This is a genomic window from Pseudomonadota bacterium (genome assembly GCA_018817425.1).
GTDB lineage: Bacteria > Desulfobacterota > Desulfobacteria > Desulfobacterales > RPRI01 > RPRI01.
In genome coordinates, this window is record JAHITX010000013.1 from 1 (window position 1) to 20,207 (window position 20,207).

15 protein-coding genes are annotated in these 20,207 nt (G+C 42.5%); 13 read left to right on the top strand and 2 right to left on the bottom strand.

From position 1 onward, the window contains the following. The 13 genes from lpdA to KKC46_02965 form a co-directional block, all read left to right on the top strand. Positions 1–1,393, top strand: a 1,393-nt coding sequence (gene lpdA, locus KKC46_02905; GenBank protein MBU1052763.1) for a dihydrolipoyl dehydrogenase, incomplete at its 5' end; no start/stop codon positions are given. Between the two features lie 13 nt (positions 1,394–1,406). Continuing rightward, a complete protein-coding gene (locus KKC46_02910; GenBank protein ID MBU1052764.1) occupies positions 1,407–3,206 on the top strand; it encodes a DUF4445 domain-containing protein in 1,800 nt (599 codons plus the stop codon). 59 nt (positions 3,207–3,265) lie between these two features. Then, positions 3,266–3,877 (top strand): DUF2284 domain-containing protein, encoded by a 612-nt coding sequence (locus KKC46_02915; GenBank protein ID MBU1052765.1) that lies wholly within the window; start codon positions 3,266–3,268, stop codon positions 3,875–3,877. Positions 3,878–3,926: 49 nt separating this feature from the next. Continuing rightward, on the top strand, positions 3,927–4,868 hold the full coding sequence (locus KKC46_02920) for a MoxR family ATPase (GenBank protein MBU1052766.1): 942 nt from the start codon (positions 3,927–3,929) through the stop codon (positions 4,866–4,868). A gap of 158 nt (positions 4,869–5,026) precedes the next feature. Next, the gene (locus KKC46_02925) at positions 5,027–5,812 is read left to right on the top strand and encodes a VWA domain-containing protein (GenBank protein ID MBU1052767.1); all 786 of its coding nucleotides are present in this window, start codon (positions 5,027–5,029) and stop codon (positions 5,810–5,812) included. 154 nt (positions 5,813–5,966) lie between these two features. Beyond that, complete coding sequence (locus KKC46_02930) at positions 5,967–7,919, top strand: FAD-dependent oxidoreductase (protein ID MBU1052768.1); 1,953 nt, start codon at positions 5,967–5,969, stop codon at positions 7,917–7,919. 25 nt (positions 7,920–7,944) lie between these two features. Beyond that, on the top strand, positions 7,945–9,531 hold the full coding sequence (locus KKC46_02935; GenBank protein ID MBU1052769.1) for an NAD(P)/FAD-dependent oxidoreductase: 1,587 nt from the start codon (positions 7,945–7,947) through the stop codon (positions 9,529–9,531). Between the two features lie 2 nt (positions 9,532–9,533). Next, complete coding sequence (locus KKC46_02940; GenBank protein ID MBU1052770.1) at positions 9,534–10,022, top strand: nuclear transport factor 2 family protein; 489 nt, start codon at positions 9,534–9,536, stop codon at positions 10,020–10,022. A 189-nt stretch (positions 10,023–10,211) separates the two neighbouring features. Beyond that, positions 10,212–10,703, top strand: coding sequence for a 4Fe-4S dicluster domain-containing protein (locus KKC46_02945; protein MBU1052771.1), 492 nt, complete (start codon positions 10,212–10,214; stop codon positions 10,701–10,703). A gap of 17 nt (positions 10,704–10,720) precedes the next feature. Continuing rightward, a complete protein-coding gene (locus tag KKC46_02950; protein MBU1052772.1) occupies positions 10,721–12,712 on the top strand; it encodes a hypothetical protein in 1,992 nt (663 codons plus the stop codon). Positions 12,713–12,740: 28 nt separating this feature from the next. After that, positions 12,741–13,811: a hypothetical protein gene (locus KKC46_02955; protein MBU1052773.1), complete on the top strand. Its 1,071-nt coding sequence runs from the start codon at positions 12,741–12,743 to the stop codon at positions 13,809–13,811. 120 nt (positions 13,812–13,931) lie between these two features. Further along, the gene (locus KKC46_02960; GenBank protein ID MBU1052774.1) at positions 13,932–15,650 is read left to right on the top strand and encodes an FAD-dependent oxidoreductase; all 1,719 of its coding nucleotides are present in this window, start codon (positions 13,932–13,934) and stop codon (positions 15,648–15,650) included. Continuing rightward, on the top strand, positions 15,628–16,209 hold the full coding sequence (locus tag KKC46_02965) for a cytochrome c3 family protein (protein MBU1052775.1): 582 nt from the start codon (positions 15,628–15,630) through the stop codon (positions 16,207–16,209). Before KKC46_02960 ends, KKC46_02965 begins: the two co-directional genes overlap by 23 nt. A 31-nt stretch (positions 16,210–16,240) precedes the next feature. Here KKC46_02965 and KKC46_02970 read toward each other — a convergent pair whose 3' ends face one another. Together KKC46_02970 and KKC46_02975 are read right to left on the bottom strand one after the other, a co-directional pair. Beyond that, a complete protein-coding gene (locus KKC46_02970; GenBank protein ID MBU1052776.1) occupies positions 16,241–17,149 on the bottom strand; it encodes a glycyl-radical enzyme activating protein in 909 nt (302 codons plus the stop codon). A gap of 107 nt (positions 17,150–17,256) precedes the next feature. Further along, complete coding sequence (locus KKC46_02975) at positions 17,257–19,665, bottom strand: hypothetical protein (GenBank protein ID MBU1052777.1); 2,409 nt, start codon at positions 19,663–19,665, stop codon at positions 17,257–17,259. Between the last annotated feature and the right edge of the window lie 542 nt (positions 19,666–20,207).

Sequence of the window (20,207 nt, forward strand, 5' to 3'; positions counted from 1 at the left end):
GGAAACTAATAAAGATGTCGTTGTAATAGGTGGAGGTCCCGGAGGATATGTAGCAGCTATCAGAGCGGCACAACTTGGCGCATCAACGGCACTAATAGAAAAAGAAGAGCTGGGCGGCACCTGTTTAAATGTCGGCTGTATTCCCACCAAGGCTTTTGCTAAAATCGCTGAGCTTTACGGCAAGATGAAGAAAAGTACTGAAATGGGCATTAATGTTGAAGGTATTTCTTTGGACTTTCAAGCCGTTCAGGCACACAAACAAAAGGTTGTAAAAACCCTTAAGGGTGGCATCGCTTACCTTCTTGAGGAAAGCAATGTAGAAGTTATTCAGGGCAGAGCCGACTTAACCGGCCCCCAAAAAGTTACAGTTACGTCAAAAGACGGTGAAACTCAGATAATCAACGCCTCACATATAATTATAGCAACCGGTGCAAAACCAATGGAATTACCCGGGCTGGAATTTGATGGCGATAAAATATTAAACAGTACCGATATGTTGCAGCTTGAAGAAATTCCCGAATCACTTATAGTTGTGGGTGGTGGAATTATCGGAATTGAACTGGCATGCATTTACGCGCAGTTCGGCACCAAAGTAACTATGGTTGAGATTATGCCTGAACTCCTGCCTTTTTGTGATGCTAAAGTCACATCATTGTTAAAATCCGAACTTACTTCAAAAGGTGTGAGTATCAGTATAAAGACAAAAGTCATAAAACACGAAAGAGATGAAAAAATAATTACTGCCACGCTGCAAAAGGGTGAAAAAACCTGGGAAGTAAAAGCTGATAAGATGCTTGTTGCAGCTGGACGTAAACCTTTTATAGGTGTCGGCGGAATTGAATTGCTGGGCATTGAAACTAATAACGGAGCCATTGTCGTTAATGAATACCTCGAAACAAATGTTTCCGGTATTTATGCCATAGGAGATGTAATCGGAGGATACCAGCTGGCTCATGTTGCAAGCCATGAAGGTACAACTGCAGCGGAAAACTGCATGGGACATAAGAAAAAGATGGATTACCGGGTGGTACCTAATTGCATATATACGGTTCCTGAAGTTGGAATGGTTGGCATAAACGAAAAGCAGGCCAAGGAACAATACACAGAAGTTCTGGTTGGTTCATTTCCTTTTTCAGCCTGCGGAAAAGCTGTTGCAAGCGGAGATACAAAAGGCTTTGTAAAAGTAATTGCAGATAAAGCATCCGGCAAAATAGTAGGGACCTTTATAATTGGAGGAACGGCTACGGATATGATTCATGAGGCGGCCTTAGCCATGCAAAAGGGAGCTACTATTGAAGAGATAATAGAGACTATCCACGCACATCCGACATTAAGTGAGTCTTTCCATGAGGCGGCTATGATTGCAGCCAAAAGGCCACTGCATTTTATGTAGTTTGAGGCATTAAATGAGTAGTATAGTATTTGAACCGATAAACAAACGTGTTCACTGTTCGGAAGGAATAACTATAGCAGAAGTTGCCCGCAATGCCGGAGTAAGTCTGGTATCCTCATGCGGAAGCCAGGGCACCTGCGGCAAATGCCGGGTCTTTATTATTTCCGGTCATGTATCTCCTATAACAAATGAGGAAAAAGAGAAGATAAGCGCAAAAGATATTGAGCGGGGCTGCCGCCTGGCATGCCTGACAAGGGTTTATGATGAAGTTAAAGTTAAAATTCCACCCAAAAGTCTGATTAGTTCGCAACGGTTGCAGGTTGCCGGTAACGGCAAGACAGCGGCCTTGGATCCCCTTGTGAAAAGATATGACATAACTCTCTCGCCTCCCAGCATGCTTGACCAAAAATCCGATCAAACGGCGCTTTTTGCGTATCTGGACAGTCAGTACGGATTAAAAGATTTAAAGATTGATCTGTCGGCACAACGTCAACTTCCTCTAGTTCTGCGTGCAAATGAATGGAAGGCTCAAATAGTATTGCGTGGCCGGGAAATAATTATGGCCGGAGAGTCAGGAAAAAGATTGCTTGGCTTGGCAGTGGATCTGGGAACAACAAAGATAGCAGCTTATCTTGCTGATCTTGAAACAGGTGAGATTCTGGCGGCAAAAGCTGTAGTAAACCGGCAGATGGCATACGGGCAGGATCTGATGGCCCGTCTGAATCATGCCATGGGCAAAGAAGCCGAAACACTCAGGCAGGCTGCTGCCGATGATATCAACCAGTTGATAAGAGAACTATGTAAAGGAACAGACCTTTCAGGTGACCAAATTTTAGAAGCTGTTGTAGTGGGCAATACTGCCATGCATCATCTTTTTCTGGGTTTGCCTGTCAGGCAGTTGGCCCTGGCGCCCTATATACCGGCTGTAAGCGACTCTATGGATATTAAAGCAAGAGATTTAGGCCTTGCAATTGCCCCCGGTGCATATGTCCATCTTTTGCCCAATATTGCCGGGTTTGTGGGAGCCGATCATGTGGCTGTGCTTCTTGCAACCGGAATCTATAATACTGAAAAAACTACAATCGGAATAGATATCGGCACTAATACTGAAATAAGTCTTGCAGTAAAAGATCGCCTGCTTTCAACGTCCTGTGCATCCGGTCCTGCTTTTGAAGGGGCTCATATAAAATATGGTATGCGGGCAGAAGGCGGGGCTATAGAAAAAGTTAAAATAACCGGTTCATCGGTAGAAATCAGAACCATTAATAACGAGCCTCCTGTCGGTATATGCGGTTCCGGTATCTTAGATGCGATTGCTCAACTACGAAAAGCAGGTATTATTGATCGTATGGGCAAAATGCTTGCTCATCCGCTTGTTCGGGATGGTGAAAAAGGGCAGGAGTTTGTTCTGGTATATGCTCAAAACAGCGGTAGCGGTACTGATATCACTATAACCGAAACGGACATAAGTGAAATACTTATGGCTAAAGCGGCCATAGCCGCGGCACTGAATATTCTTTTGGAAGAAACAAAACTGACATGGGATGAGGTTGACGAAATTTTGATCGCAGGCGCTTTCGGCAGCTATATAGATGTAGCAAGTGCCATAGAGATCGGGATGTTTGCAGCTGTTCCCATGAATCGGTTTTCCCAGATAGGAAACGCCGCAGGTACGGGAGCCAAATTAGCACTTTTATCAAAAGAACAGCGGGAATTATCAATGGCTATCACCCGCAAGGCAACTTATGTGGAGCTGACTAATCATCCTCAGTATTTGCGCAAATTCTCCCGCGCAATCCGGCTCCCGGCATAAAAAAAAGCTCTAAAGTTCATGAGCTGATAACTTGAAAAGAAAAAAGGTGCTTAATCAATATGGATCAGAAAACAGAAGAGAATTTGAGCACCTTATGTGAAGAGGCCAAAAAATTAGGTGCAACTGATGCAAAAGCCATCAAAGCATCCGATATTATAGTTGATCCCAGAGTTAATTTGAAATGCCGGGTACCCATATGCGGTTTTTATGGTAATAGTTTTATGTGTCCTCCTTATGTAATGAGTGCTTCTGAATTTCAGGAAATAGTATCCAAATATTCTTATGCAGTTATTATTGAAGACGTAAAGTCATTTAAAGATGATGTAACTCAAAAAAAAGATGATTTTGCCGAAGTATTTAAGGATAAGAGTTACCAGAAGTCTTTGCTTTTAGCAGCAAAAGAATTTGGTGAAATAATAAATAAAATAGAAAGCAAGTGCTTTGGCCTGGGATATCGTTTTTCGGCAGGTTTTGGCGCAGGTACTTGTGGGCTATGTGAAGAGTGTGCGGTAAAAACCCCAGGAGAAACTTGCAGACATCCGTTTAAAGCCAGACCATCTATGGAAGCAGTAGGTATAGATGTGTTTAGTACGGCTGAAAGGGCCGGATTCAAAGCCGATACGCCCACAATGGATAAAGTAACAATTTATGGAATTGTTTTAGTGAATTAATTTTTGATATCATGATTGATATTTATAAGCTTATGGAAAGTTAAACTAAATGCATGATACTATAGCTCAAATACAGCAATTACACAATATTATCGGCAGAGAAGAGGAATTGGAATTATCCTTGATAGCAGCCGGGGCCGGAAAGCATATACTTCTATCCGGTACTGTAGGTGTCGGTAAAACAACAATTGCTATGGCTGTTGCATCTCACCTGGGAAGAAATTGCCTTAGAATAGACGGGGATGAGCGTTATACTGAACAAAAACTGGCAGGATGGTTTGATCCGCCGCTTGTCATGGCAAAGGGGTATACGAAGGAAGCATTTATACAGGGGCCTCTCACATTGACTATGGAAGAAGGCTCCATTCTGTTGCTGAATGAATTAAACCGGATGCCGGAAGGAACCCAGAATGTTCTTCTTTCCGCTATGGATGAGAAGAAGATCTATATCCCGAAATACGGCAAAGTGGAAGGCAAAGAAGGATTTCTGATTATTGCAACACAGAATCCCGATGAATATATAGGCACATCACAGTTAAGCGAGGCGTTAAAAGATCGTTTTATATGTATCACACTCTTTAATCAGAATGAAGATGAAGAAATTGAGATTGTAAAGCTTCGTTCCATGTGCCCCGACGAACAAATCATTACTCTTTCAGTAATTTTTACACGGCTGACAAGAGATGAACAGGCCATAAGGCGTGGTTCGTCGATCCGCGGCGCCATTGATCTTGCTGATATATTTTACAGTGCCAATAAATCATTTAACGATAACCCCGAAGCCTGGGTTAAATGCGCAAAGCTTGCTTTTTCCACAAAGATAGAGCTCCATGATTTTTCTCATGATAATTTTCTTGAGCTTCTTAAAAAACTTGCTCTGAAGTCCCTGGAAAAATATAAGCAGCGCCTAACTTCGCCAAAGCGTGATGTATCAGCTAATACAACTGCTACCCCCTCTGATTTTGATGGGGGCCAAAAAAAAAATTACTAATTGATGCTGATGATCAAAAACTTTTGCAGGAATTGCGCAAAGCCATTGACTTTTTACAGTATGAAGAAATTATTCCTCTGCTTTATCGTTTGCCCCGATCTTTAAATAACATTTTTAATAGCGATTATTTCAATCCTTTATTGGAAATGGCATCAAGTATGGAAACCGGATTTTCCCAGGTAAAGCTCCTTTATCTTATGCAAAAACGTGCAAAGTGGGAGCAAAGGATGGAAGTCCATAAAATACTTTTAGGTAAAATTATCTATCTGTCGTCAAAAATAGCATCTCAAGCGGCAAGGAATACAATAACAGTAACCAGGCCATATATGCCCGGACTTGTAGACATTGATATAGATTATAGCTTGGAGGAACAACCCGGAGATCCATCTCTGATACATGAAAATCTTTACTGCTATGAAAAAATATTAAAACAAAACTCCTATGTGCTTATGCTGGATGCATCAAATTCCATGCGTCCGGAAAAAGCCGCAGTTGCAGCTATAGCTACAGGAGTATTTGCCGGAAAGCTCCGAAATGATTTTTATGGTGTGCTGTCTTTTGCCAGGGATACAAATATTATTAAGCGTCTTTATGAACCGCATGTCCTGGAACCTCTGGTTGATAAAATGCTTGATATTGAAACAGGCGGTGCCACGAACATAAGACAAGCTCTTATAGACGGTCTTTCTCTTCTGAACGAATCAAAAACAATGCACAAAACCGGTATTTTAGTAACCGATGGATGGGCAACGAAAGGAGGCGATCCTGTTGAAATTGCCGCAAAGTTTGATAGATTGCATGTGCTTGGAATATCTTTTGGAACCGGCGGTTCTGACCGGGCTACAAATGAGCTTATGGCTCAAAAGGGACATGGCCGTTACAGATTCATTCGAAGATTTGATGATCTGCCGATAGCAATAGCAAAGATAATCGCAAATAAATAAATATTTATCCTATAAGAATTTGAAATAAAATATGGGGACAGCACTCATATTGTACTCATAGTTTTCTCGTGTTGTTTTTAGTCAAAGGTGTGAGAAAATGCACTTAATAACGGAGAAACTTTGATAATAACGCTAAAAAGAAAGGATAAAAAAAATGAGTGATCAGTTTCAGTATTTATTTACCCCTTTTAAGATTGGCCCAGTAACCATAAAAAACCGGATATTTTTCCCTGCACACGGTACAAAATATACTGATGAACATCATATGATGACTGAAAGGTATGTTGAGTATCAAAGGGCAAGGGCTAAGGGAGGCGTAGGACTTATTGTTGCCGGAAGCATGAACATTATGTTTAACAGCAGAAACATTTACGGCATCATGGAAATGTATGACGAACGCATTGTTGAGAGATTAAAAATGCTTGTCGAGGCGGTACATGCGGAAGGCACAAAGCTTTTTGTTCAATTAATGCATGCCGGAAGAACTGCGGATTCCGAGTTGACACAACTGCCGCTTTGGAGTGCTTCACCTACTCCGGCGGGAGGACGTACTGTACCTAAGGAAATGGAGATTGAAGATATTAAAGAAGTAATAGCTGCATATGTAAAGACTGCTCAGTTTGCAAAAGACGCAGGCCTGGACGGTCTTGAAATTCACAGCGCAACAGGTTATTTGCCGGAACAATTCATGTCTCCCTATACAAATAAGAGAACGGATGAGTATGGAGGAAGCCTTGAAAATCGTGTGAGATTTCCTTTGGAGATTATGGCGGCCATCCGTGAGCAAGTAGGATATGACATGGCTTTGGGCATAAGAATGCCCGGAGACGAATTTGTACCCGGCGGATTAAGCATTGACGATACCACAGAGATCGGCAAGATCTTTGAGGAAAGCGGTTATATTGATTATATTTCCATCTCAGGAGGATTTTATGAGGGAATTTTTACTATCGGAACAGGCATGCACACTCCGTTAGGATTGTTAAATCCCTATGCCGCCCAATTTAAAGAATCGGTAGATCTGGCTATAGGAGTAGCTCTCAGAATTAATGATCCGGTTCAGGCTGAAAAAATGCTGGCAGACGGACAGACGGATTTGGTTGGAATATGCAGGGGTCTGATTGCTGATCCTGAACTGCCCAATAAGGCTATGGAGGGCAGATTAGATGAAATTCGTTCATGTATAGCCTGTAATCAGGGATGTATAGGAAGAGCCATGAAAGGCAGACCGGTTACATGCTTTCAAAATCCGGTTACAGGAAAGGAAAAAGAAATAGGAACAATTGTACCTTCAAGTACAAAGAAGAAGGTTATGGTCATCGGTGGCGGTCCGGCAGGCATGGAAGCTGCAAGGGCAGCCAAACTAAGAGGCCATGATGTAACGCTATTTGAAAAAGCAAATGAACTGGGCGGCCAGATCCTTATCGCAGCCAAAGCGCCACACAGAGCAGAAATCGCCGGCATCATAAGATACAGGGTAAAGCAACTCGAATTACTGAATGTCAAGGTAAATCTTGGAGTGGAAGTAACTCCGGATATGGTAGAAAAAGAAGCCTCTGATGCTGTTGTTGTTGCTACCGGTTCATTGCCTGCCAAATCACCGGTACCCGGTGGTGATCAGGATAATGTAGTAAATGTTTGGGATGTGCTTTTAGATAAGGTGGAACTTGGCGAAAAGGTCATAGTAGTTGATGGCGGAGAAGGACACTGGCAACTGATGAGTGTTGCAGAGTATATATCTCAAAAGGGAAAGCAGGTTGAGATGGTAAGTCCTCTGAACTTTATCGGGTTTGATCTTATTGCGACAACTGATTTACCGGCTTCTTATATAAGGCTGCGTTCCAAAGGTGTGGTTTTCAGTCCTAATATGATCGTTAAAAGTATTTCGGGAAACACGGTAGAACTTCTCGATATATATGCAGGCACTATAAAAAAAGTTGAAGGGGTAGATAATGTAGTTATGGTCACTTATAATAAAGCCAATAACGAATTATATAAAGCCCTGAAAGGAAAGGTTAAGGAGCTGTATTGTATTGGTGATTCCGTTGCTCCGAGGAAGGGAATAGATGCCGTTTATGATGGGTATACAACAGGAATAAAAATATAATAAAGGAGAAAGGAGAACTTAAGTTATTTCAGAAAAATTTGATGTAATAGTTGTAGGTGCGGGGCATAACGGTCTTATAGTTGCTGCTTATTTGAGCAAGGCCGGACTGAATGTTTGTGTAGTAGAAGAGCAACCGGAGGTTGGCGGCGGAACAAAGACAAAGGAATTGACTGTTCCGGGATTCAAGCATGATTGCTGCTCCAGTCTTCATTATATTTTAATTGCTAACCCGATGATGAAAAATGATGAACTCGGGCTGCTGTCAGAATATGGCCTTGAGTATACCAGAACAGAAAAGCTGACCGGAGAAATTTTTGAAGACGGCTCAACGATTAAGTTCTATTTGGATATCGACAAGACATGCGAGTCTATTGCAAAGATTTCTCAACATGATGCTGATGCCTATCGGAAATTTGACGCTAAGGCAGGCAAATCTTTGGAGATGTTCACAATGGGAATGTATGAACCTCCTGGAAGCGATAGGACAGCCCATGCTATGATGGATCAGAGTCCGGAAAGTCAGGAGCTGTTGAGGGCTATGTCTTTAAGCGCCTGGGATATAGCCGAAGAATGGTTTGAGAGCGACAAATTAAAAATAGCACTTTCCCGCTTTGCGGCAAAGGCCATGAACAATCCTTTTGATAAAGGTACAGGATTTGGCTTTTTCATTATTCTACCGTTTATGAATAGATTTGGCGGATGGATGCCGGTGGGTGGTTCAGGTGCCCTGGCAGAGGCACTGATAAAATGTATGGAAGCTCATGGAGGTACTGTTAAAGTAAACAGTTCGGTAAAGCATTTTAAAATGTCAGGTGGAGAGGTTTCAGGTGTTATTCTGGCAAGCGGAGAGGAAATTCTTGCCAGTAAAGCAGTGGTGGCCAACATCAATGTTAAGCAGGTTTTTCCCGGAATGTTACCCGGAGTTGAACTGCCTGCAAATCTTGAGCGTAATGTTAATGGGTTGCAGCAAAGCCGGTATTCCGGGTTTATTCAGCATATTGCCCTTAATGCAAAACCAAAGTTTAAGGTTGGCAATGATTTGGGGGATTTTCTGTTTGTTGAATTCGGTCATATGAATGTCAAACATTATCGTGATGCCCTGCACCGTATGGATTTAGGATATCTGGACAATGAATTTTCCAATTTATGCATGCCAACCTTGATTGATCCGTCAAGGGCTCCTGCAGGCAAAGCTATAGTTTACAACTATGCACTTGTGCCTCCGGTACTAAAAGATGCTCCTGTTGAAAAGTGGGATGAGGTGGGCCAGCAGACGGCAGATAATATGCTGGAAATAGCACGGCGCTATTGCAGCAATTTGACCGATGACAATATCATAGGAAGATCTTATGTGACTCCGTTTGATGTTCAAAGGAGAAACTCTGCAATGCCCGCCGGTGATAAATTCCATTTTGGAATGTATAACCGGCAGATCGGCGGAAACAGGCCTTTGCCCGGAATGCATACATATCGTATGCCGATAAAAAAACTTTATATGTCAGGGGCAAGCACACATCCCGGTGGTGGTGTGACCGGTGGTGGGCGTGCTGCTGCAAAGGTTGTTATGGAAGATCTTGGCATTGATTTTGAGAAAGTAATTAAAAGGAATTAATTATGGATGAGAAAAAGTTACAATTGCTTTTAGATCGCACGGAAATTGTTGACATTGTTATACGTTATGCAACCAGTATTGGCCTGCACGATTGGGCCGGATTGCGTTCCTGCTATACTGACCAGGTGGAAATCGATTATACTTCCATGATCGGGGGAAACCCTATAGTTTTTAAAGCTGATGATTGGGTAACCTGGGCACGGGAGAATGCAAGTGGTTTTGAATCTGTGATGCATTATACTTCCAATGATGTTGTTACAATAAACGGTGATGAAGCAACGTGTATGTCCTACGTTCACTCCGAGTTTTACCTTCCAAATGATAAAGTAGACAGCATTTGGTCAGGTGGCGGTTACTATACCAATGGGATGGTACGCACTCCCGATGGTTGGAAGATTAACAAGACAAAGTTAACGGTAAAGTGGTCAAAAGGAAGCCAGGAGCTTTTTGCGATTGCAAAAGAGCGTTATGCCTCATCCGGTAAAGCTTAAACTGATAGTGATAGGTTGCAAAAGTATCCGATACTGAAATCACTGGAACCCCGGCAAATGTCGGGGTCCGGTATCTATTGAAAACATAAAGTTTGCATTGTTTTTGAAGTTCAAATTAATTTTTATGGCTGTAATATAATTCAAATTATTTGATCAAATTAATGTATTAAAAAGTAAAGGAGGATGTTAATGGCGAATAACAAAACTGGCGTTGCAGCAGATAAAACCGTGCCCTATCCAAAAGCAATAGGCTACATATCCATGGTTGACCCCAAGGAGTCGGTTTGCCAGGATTGCAGAAGTTGTGAGTTGTATTGTGCAGCAGTGCATGAGGCAGCTTGCGGACTTGAATTAAACAGAATCTGGGAGTCCAGAGATCCTTTCCGCGGCGAGTACTTTGCTTATAGCTGCAAGCAGTGCATAGCACCCTCATGTATTGCAGCCTGTCCTGAAGACGCAATGTATATTGATAAAAAAACCGGAGCCAGATGCATAGATGAAGAAAAGTGTAATGGATGTGCAGCATGTATAAAAGCCTGTCCTGTTGAACCGCCGAGGATCAACTATAACAGTGTAAAGAAAAAAGCTGTTAAATGTGATCTTTGTAAAGACAGAGCAGATGGTCCGGTATGTGTTCAGATGTGTCCTACCATGTGTCTTACTTTAAAGAAATATAAATAAATTGAGGAGGTGATAAAATGAGTGAGCAATATGGATGGGCAGGTCAGATATTAAGGGTTAATCTCACCACAGGTGAGTTCTCTACAGTTGATACAATGAAATATGTTCCAAAATATATAGGTGGTTATGGGATAGCGCTCAGATTGTGCTGGGAGGAAATGAAACCCGGAATCAAGGCTTTCGATCCTGAGAATAAAGTATTTATTATGAATGGCGTTGCATCGGGAACCATGTCCCCATCTTCCGGAAGAGTTAATTTTCTGGGCATATCACCCCACAGCTATCCGGAGCAGTTAACCAACACTTCAATCGGTGGTCATTTCCCTGCAAGGCTCAAGTGGAACGGTTATGACGGAATTATTCTTGAAGGAAAATCTGAAAAGCCCTGTTATCTTGTAATTAAAAACGGCAAACCAAGCTTGGAATCGGCAAAAGATCTTTGGGGTTTGGGACTGATCGATTCGCAGCAAATTCTGCAAGACCGTCATGGTAAAAACCGTTGCGATATATATGGAATAGGTCCTGCCGGCGAGAATCTTATCCGTTATGCCATAGTTGGTTGCGGAGCACACAATGCAACAGGGCAGGGTGGAATGGGTGCAGTATTAGGTTCCAAGATGCTTAAAGCCATTGTCCTGGTCGGAGGAAAACATCAGGTTAAGGTTAAAGATCCTGAAGCAGCTATTAAGGCCACGTTGGAATTTTATCCGAAAAAGCGAAAACGTCCTTTAGTTTATGCTGATTTAGGAGATAAACCTAATAATCCGTGGTGGGAAGAATGGACAGGTGGAAAAGACATTTTTGATAATCATGCCAAGGATTGGATGGGCAGCATCCACAATATGCCTTATCCGATTTTTGCAAAATCATGTGCTACCGGTTGTCTTGGCGGCTGTGGTTTCTTCGAATTTAAAAATGTACCGGCAGTTTCCCATCCAGGTCTTATGCTAGGAATGTCGGGCTGTGTACATACCAGGTATGAGCAGTTCTTTGACAGGCTTGAAGGGGAAAGAAATTTTGAAAAAGGTTTTGAAGTCCATGTATTGGCCCAACAATTGGGCTTTAACCATCATGAGATTAACTACGGCATAGTACCCTGGCTGCATTATACGAAAGAATTGGGAATTGACACCGAATCTTTGATGGGTATGCCAACAGACGTCCGGGACCATGAATGGTGGATCAAGCTGTTAAACATGATTGCATATAGAAAGGGTTTTGGAGATACGCTTGCCGAAGGACTAAGAAGGACTGTGGAAAAACTCGGCCCGGAAAAATACTGGTATCCGGAATATGAAGGACCTGAAGCAGCTCGTGAAGGAGCTGCCAACCCGGTAAAGTATCCGGTAGCCGGAATCGGCGGATGGGGATATGCTTCAAGAGGTATTCTTGCTGATCATGCTATGGGTCCAGCTGCCGCACTCCCGGGAGCCTTGTGCTGGATGATTGACACACGCGATCCTCATCACAATAAGTGGCCCGATTGGATACACAATGAGTTTATCGGCTTTATAATGAAAGAACCTGATAAGTACGGCAGCCCTTTTGTCGTGAAATGGGCCAAGGATGCTACAATGCGCGGGATTTTAATCGATTGTTTGCCTGCGTGTTTTCAGTTCCCATTAAGAAAGTATATGGGCTGGCTGTGGGATCATGAAGGGATTGGTGAAGGTTCTAAATCGACAGGCCTGGAGGCCAGGCTTTTCTCTGCAGTTACCGGAGTAGAAGTTACTGAAGCCGAGTATTATAAGGCAGGAGAAAGGATCAATACATTAACCCGTGCTATATTGTGCAGAGATAATGAAAGAACTGCCAAAATGGAATGGGATGAAATGGAAAAGGTTATGTATCAAAGAATAGATATGGAAAAATTCAAGATCACTGTAGGAAATTGGTATGAAGCGTTGGGCTGGAACAGAGAAACCGGCTATCCTACCATGGAACATCTGAAAGATATGGGAATTGAAGATCTGGCGCCTGAACTGGAAAAGATAGGCAAGTTGGGCTAAAATTAAAAAAGGAGATATAAATATGACAATGGAAAATGAAGCCAGGACGAATGCCACGTTGGATGACCAACTCAGCTATAAGGAGACTCTGCCCAAGGGAGTTTCGTACATGGAAAATAACGGCTTTTTGGTCATGGCCGAGACCGAGGAGGGAGACGAGATTTCCTTTGTAAGTTGCATTTTTCGTGTGGGCGGCGGCAAGAAGGGACCCTGGCAGGTCGAGGACAAGTTTGTTGGACAAACCACTTTCCAGATCAAGCCCAAGGGATTTACGGGTACGATCAACGACCTCGATTTCATCAGCAACCGCACTTGGGCGACTGACGACTGGAAAAGCGGCGAAGTCATCAAGACCGATGATGCGGTGATCTGGAAGCTGGATAACTGGCAATACATCTGCCGTCCCCCCTACTGGGAACTCAAGGGCGAGCACATGGGCATTGAATTCGATCTGCTCTTAAGCGGCATCGGTGACGCCTCATTTCACAAAGGAACCTATGCCGATTTAGCCAAGAACAACGTCGCCGGCTATGAGGCTCCGATGTGCTGTGAGGGCACCTTTAAACTTGAAGGCAAGACTTACAAATTGAGGAAAGACAAGTCATTCGGCTGCCAGGAAAAATTTACCCAACCGGCGTGGGACCTGGCCAAGGTGCTCAGAGGAGAGACCTACTACTGGGTCTGGTGGGCGAACGAATCTGTGCGGATCTTCATTTATTACTATCCCTCTGTGGGGAAAGCATATAGCCACGTGATGGTCGATGACCAGGAAGTGGACTTTTCCGAAAACGGCCAGAGTAATATCAAGATGGAAGAACTGGAGTATTGGATCGATCCCAAGACGAGAATGCGGATTCCCGTCAAGTGGCACTTTACGCTGAAGTCGCCAAAAGGTGAGATCAATCTCGATGCTTCGGCCGAGTCACGGACCTTTTACGGCTACCTGAGCGAATCCGGAGCCACAATGCATTACGGACTGCATAGCCATAGTCTGGGCGAAATGACTTTGGCCGATGGCCGCAAGATTACGCTCAAGGACATGCGTACCTATATCGAGCATGGATGGTGCGCAATACCGCTGCCGGCCTTTGCGTGTTAAGGTTTTGAGACATAAGGGTGGGCCCTGGCTCCGCCGGGGCCTGACTCGTTGAGGGGAAAATTAGGAAAATAGATAATACAATGGCCAAAAGATATTGTAACTTACAAATGAATAAATAAGATGAAAGAAAATAAGTCAAGACTGTCTCGCAGAGACTTTTTAAAGAATGCCAAAGTGGTAGTTGGCGGAGCTGTTTTAGGGTCTGCGGCACTAATCAATCCAGGTACTACCGGTAAAGCGATAGCAAGCACAGTTAAATCTTTACCGATAGAAACCGGAGATTGTCAACCAGTGGAGTCGGATGACGTCAAGCCTATCCCTCCGGTAGATCCTCCGGCAGTATGGGATGAGCAGGCGGATATCGTAGTAGTTGGATTAGGGGGCGGTGTCGTTGGTGCTGCTAAGGCAGCTGAGATGGGAAGTTCTGTGATTGCTTTGGAGAAGATGTCGTTGGCAGGCGGCACTACATCGCATGCAGGCGCTTTACTGGCTCATGGAGCAAAAAAAGTGCCTAAGGTATCAGGCGCTCCGGCTTTTCACCTGGACAAGACAGTACAGAAAGCTATAGAAGAATCGCGTTATACGATAAACAAAGAACTGGCTCGTGCAACAATAATTAAATGCGGTGAAATGGTTGATTGGCTCACTGATATAGGCGTTGAGTGGGAAACCAATCCTTTTGGAGTAGTCTATTCTCCCGCGGTCAAAGGCGACCCGGATCATCGTGGCCATGCTGCAATGAGAGTCGCTATAAATGCTGCATACGAATATCTGAAGAAAAAAGGTGGGAAGATCATATTAAACACCAAGGTAGTTGCACTGGTGAGAGATAAAGACAGAATAGTTGGTGTTAAAGCCACCAAGTTGCTTGAAGGAACTACCATATTTATAAAAGCTAAAAAGGCTGTGATTCTTTCAGCCGGAGGTTTTTCCCACAATAAAAATATGCTTAAAAAATATGTGCCCACGGCCTGTAAGGGTGTAGGCAGCGTATCTATGGCTCTGCCTTCCAATACAGGAGAGTGTATCAGAATGGGACAGGGCGCAGGTGCTGATTTGTCAGGTTATGATACATTCACAGGGTTTGATGGAGGTATAGATTTTTCAGAAGTAAACGGCCCGTGGTTCCGTTATCTTTATTCCGGTGATATCCAACTCGCCAGAGGCGCGTGGCTTCACTTAAACAAGGCATGCGAAAGATTTATGAACATAAGCAGTTCTCCTGCACAATTTTTTAGCAGGCCGTCGGCAATAATGGCTCAGCCTGGTAATCGGGCTTATGTGATTTTCGACAGCAATTACGAAAAAAACATATGGAAGTTTAAGCCTGTGGGTTGCAAGGTACCCATAACTCCCGGGGTGGATGAATGGATAATCCCAAGGCTTGCCAGTTCGGATTGGCGGGTCAAAGTAAAAGAAGCTATTACTATGGGGGCAATAAAAAGCTCAGATACTTTTGAAGGCCTTGCAGTAAAATTAGGCTTGAATTCTGAAAGATTTAAAAAAGCGGTTAATAAATGGAATGGGCATTGCAAATCAGGGATAGATCCGGAATTCGGAGAAGAGCTACAGTATTTGGTACCTGTTTTAGATCCGCCGTTTTATGGTATAAAAATAGGATGCAGTATGGGCTCAACCTCATGCGGCCTGCGGGTGAATCATAACATGCAGGTGTTGGATATAAATCAAAATATTATTCCGGGACTGTATGCCACATATTTTACTGCCGGAGGTGGTGCCGGAGAAGTATTGTTCGGACATCCGGCTGTTTGGAGCGCAGGAGGTTCCATGACTACTGCGTACATGGCAGGTGAACATGCCGCTACCGGCAAGGGATAGAATAGATATAAAAATTCAGGAAGATAGCGACAATAGATATCTTAATCTTAATCCAAGAAAAAGGGATTTCAAGTTGCAAAAGATCATATTGTTTATTGCAGTAGTATTGTTTTCAATATTGCTGGTTACGGCTTGTGATAGCAAAACGGCTTTAATTAAAAAGCCGCTTTGCTGCTCTGCCTCACCCTTTGTCTGGAGTCCTGATGCGCGTTGTCTTGACTGTCACCCTACAGAAGTAAACTCAATGGCAAATCCTGCCCTATTGGCATCTAAGCATTCTGTGGCCGAAAAATCATGCTTGGATTGCCACGATATAGCAGACCTGCAAAAAGCACATAAGAATATTGATGCAAAAAACACACCTTCTCCATTACAGAAGTATTCATCGGCAATTTGTTTTAATTGCCACGGGAGTTATACAGATATTATCGAGCTCACAAAAGGCAAGACGCGCTTAAACCCTCATGATTCACACTACGGTGAGATTGATTGTTTTATTTGCCATAAGATACATACTGCTAAATCTCCGGATGAATTTTGTGTTTCCTGTCATATATAGTTAAAATCCAGGCAAAAAAACAGTGTTCGTCTTACTGAACTTTCACAGTTAGGCCAAAAAGGCTTATCTGATCTTTTATGTGCTCTATTTTTTCATCTGGATACGTTTCTAAATCTCCAAGATTGTATTGCATACCTAAAGATTCATACTTCTTGATACCAAGCTTATGATATAGCATCAGATTTATTTCCGGGCAGTCCAATTCAAGGGCAAACTCCGCCAGTGCCTTTATATCCTCATCGGAGTCATTGCAACCCGGTATAAGAACCGCTCTTAAAATGATGGGAATGTTTTTGGAAACGATACGTTTGGCGTTTTCAGAAATAAGTTTATTGCTTACACCTGTAAGTTGCTGATGCTTTTTGGCATTGATTTGCTTGACATCAAAAAGTACCAGATCTACATATTCTAAAATAGGTTCAAGTACCTCCCATTTCACAAATCCGCAGGTATCAAGAGTTGTATGAAATCCAAGCTTTTTGCATTCTTTCAAAAGGGCAAGAAGAAAATCAGGCTGTGCTGTTGCTTCGCCTCCGGAAAAAGTTACGCCACCATCGGAATTTTTATAAAATAAGGCATCCCTTTTTACTACATCAATTACTTCTTCTACACTCATGAGTTTGCCCGAAATCTTTCTTGCTTCGGCAGGGCATATATCCACACAAAAGCCACAACCCACACAAAGATCCCTGTCAATATGCAGAGCTCCTTCCGGTAAAATCTTAATTGCTTTGTTAGGGCAAATATTGACACATTTATGGCACCGTGAACAAAGTTGCTCCATGTAGAGTAGCTGTGGTACCTGTTTTTGTGATTCAGGATTTGAACACCAGGCACAGGTTAACGGGCAGCCTTTTAAAAATACAGTACTTCTGATTCCGGGCCCGTCATGAATTGAGTACCTCTGGATATCAAAAACATAGCCATTTATTTGTTCCATATTATACCTTCTCAGATCCTTTATATGATACCGGCCCCTTGATTGAAAATCCCCGGGGCCGGTATGCTATAGAACAGTTGACTTTAAGTTTTACGAGTCTGTTTATATTACATGCTCAGCTCGGTTCTGGCGATAATTTCATTTTGAAGTTTGTTGTCAAGCTGAACGAAAAAGGCGCTGAAACCTGCTACTCTGACCACTAAGTTTTTGTATTCTTTAGGAGTAGTTTGAGCTACTTTCAGCAGTTTGGAGCTCACAATATTAAATTGTATATGGTATCCGCCCATATCCATAAACGTTTTTATTAAAGATAATAGCTTTTTCTGTTCATCTGCATTTGCCACTGCCGTTGGATGGAATTTCATATTGAAGATGTTTCCGCTGTACTTTTCGTTATCCATTGCTTTACAAGCGGAATGTATAAGAGCTGTAGGCCCTTTTGTATCGGTTCCGGGAGTTGCTGAAATGGAACCATCGGTTAAAGCATTTCCGGCTCCACGCCCGTTCGGCTGAGCTCCTACGTGCATACCGAACCAACTATGCCCGGCTACCACCACGCCCCAGGGTCTTCCGTCATCCTTGCCCAAAAAGCTTTTATGCTGCATTTGTTCATCATAAAATTCATCATAACCGGCCCTTACTATCTTATCTACATAATCATCTTCATTGCCGTACTTGGGTGCTGCTAAAAGAAGGCGCTGTGTTTCTTCATGGCCTTCAAAGTTATCATTTAATGCCTGATGAAGTTGGGCCATAGTAATTTTTTTATCATCAAAAACTACTTTTTTAACTGCGGCTAAAGAATTGGCAACATCCACTGCACCGGCGAGACAATCCGAATCACCACCGAACCTTGCACCGCCGTCAAGAACATGCTTGCCTACTTTCAGACAATCATCTACCAGAGAAGATGAATAAGGTGTCGGAAAATACTGCCCATGCACATTTTCAGATATACGGCTTGCGGTTCGAAGCATTTTTGTGAAATAGCGAAACTGCTTGCTTAAAGCCGATTCCAGATCTTCATATGTCTTAAATTTATCAATAGTGCCGGTTTGCAGACCCAGTTGTTTTCCCGACTTCGGGTCTTTGCCGTCATTTAAAGTAAGCTGCAGGATCTTGGCATAATTTAACAAGCCACCCCAAACATTATCCATGCTATGGGCAACTGCGCTCTGGCTGCAACCTATTACCGTAAATGCATTAGCTTCCGCCGGGGTACAGTCCCAACGATCAAGGTTACGTTTTACAGCAATATGAGAGTTGATGAATGCAGGCTTGCCAAGCCCCATTTTAACTGTGTCGGCACATTTTAAAAGAAATTCCTCCGACATCTTGTTGTGCCATGCACAAACGGTGCTGGGCTGGACCATCCGGACTCTTGATTCTGCTTCAAGCCACAAGAAATCAAGTTCATTAGTGGCATCTTCTCCATTTTCATCAAGCCCGCCGATCAGAAAAGTTTGAGCTGTATGTTGCTGGGCGCCTGTGGCATAAACCTCTGTTGAATACTGAATTCCGATTTCTGATAATTTAATGCAAAGCAATTCAAAAAGCTCGATTACTTCTTCATCTGTAATTCTGCCGGCTTCAATATCATCTTTATAAAACTTATATGTGTATTTTGTAAAACGGCCCGGGGCAATTGCTCCCTGTGCCTGTTCTATCCATGCGGCAGTATGAATAAGCCAGAAAGATTGAATCGCTTCATAATAGGTCCTGGCCGGATTTTCAGGAACTCTGCGGCAGGTTTCGGCAATTTTTTCAAGAGTTGCTTTCTTTTTTGCATCCTTTTCATTTTTTGCCATTTCTTCCGCTAAGTCAGCGTAACGGTTTGCCCAGGCAATAACAGCTTTTAAAGTTATAATAACAGCATCATAAAAAGCTTTTTTCTTAAAATCCTCATAATATGTTAGATCCAGTCGGGCCAATCCTTCTTGTGCCTCTTTTATAACTCCGGATAAACCTATATTCATAACCTTTCCGTAATCCAGGTTGATAAGTCCCAAAGGAACGCCAACGATATCGATAAATACACCATGATCCAAAAAATCCTGGCGGGTAAGGCCGGTTAAATTATTAAAGATGTTGTTTACTATATCTACATGTTTCTTGCCCCTGAAATAATCGTCTACCTCTATTAAGTATTGCTTTTCTTTCTGATCTACAGCCATATCTCCAAAGCTGCTGAAAAGTTTGTTTGCGGCTTCGTTATAATCAGGATAAGGGTTAACACCCCTTCGATCTTTGGCTAAACTCCCGACAATCGGATTTTCATCAATATAAAGTGTCATATTTCGAAGATATCTGTCCAGCACCTTTGCCCTGGTAACAACAATTGGTTCCCCGCCTGCTTCCTTATACACCTCATGTAAAGCTCTTGTTCTTTCTGTAGAGCTTTTGATCTCCGTGTCAACAAAGCTATCCTTTAGCCCTTTAACACGCTCGGTTAAAACAGCTTCTCCAGCTAATTGATAGCTTTGTATATCATCCTTTTTTAAAGCGCTTGTTTGCATATTGCCTCCATTTTATATTAAAGGTTATAAGAGCCAGTTTCAAATTAGTTCTTGTTAACACTTCGTTGTTTTATTATATTGAAAATTATTTTAATTTGTTTTTTGTTTGGTCTTAAAAATAATTTTATCCTGAATATAGTTTAAAGATATATCATTTGGTGTTTTTATCAAGGCCAAGAGATGACCTGTTACGATTTTATAAGTTATAATTTAGTTGCTTTTACCATCAAAGATTAAAATAAGAAATATGATTTTATCACTACTTTATCTAAAACACCCTATATATTTAGTATTTTGAATTAATATTCAAGGACCTTTTAGCCTCCGGAAAGAGAGTTGGATTTTGGATGGCCTTCTTCAAGCATATCATGTTCGTAAGCTAATCTCATACTATATTAGAGCCACTTTCAAAACGTTTCAGTTTTGTCAAGCTCAAGGCGGGCGAAAATTTCAACCACAGGAATGCTTCGAGTATTTCGAGGATTGAAATTTAAGCCCAACGCTTAAGATCGGCCAAAATGGGGCGTTTTGAAACTGGCTTA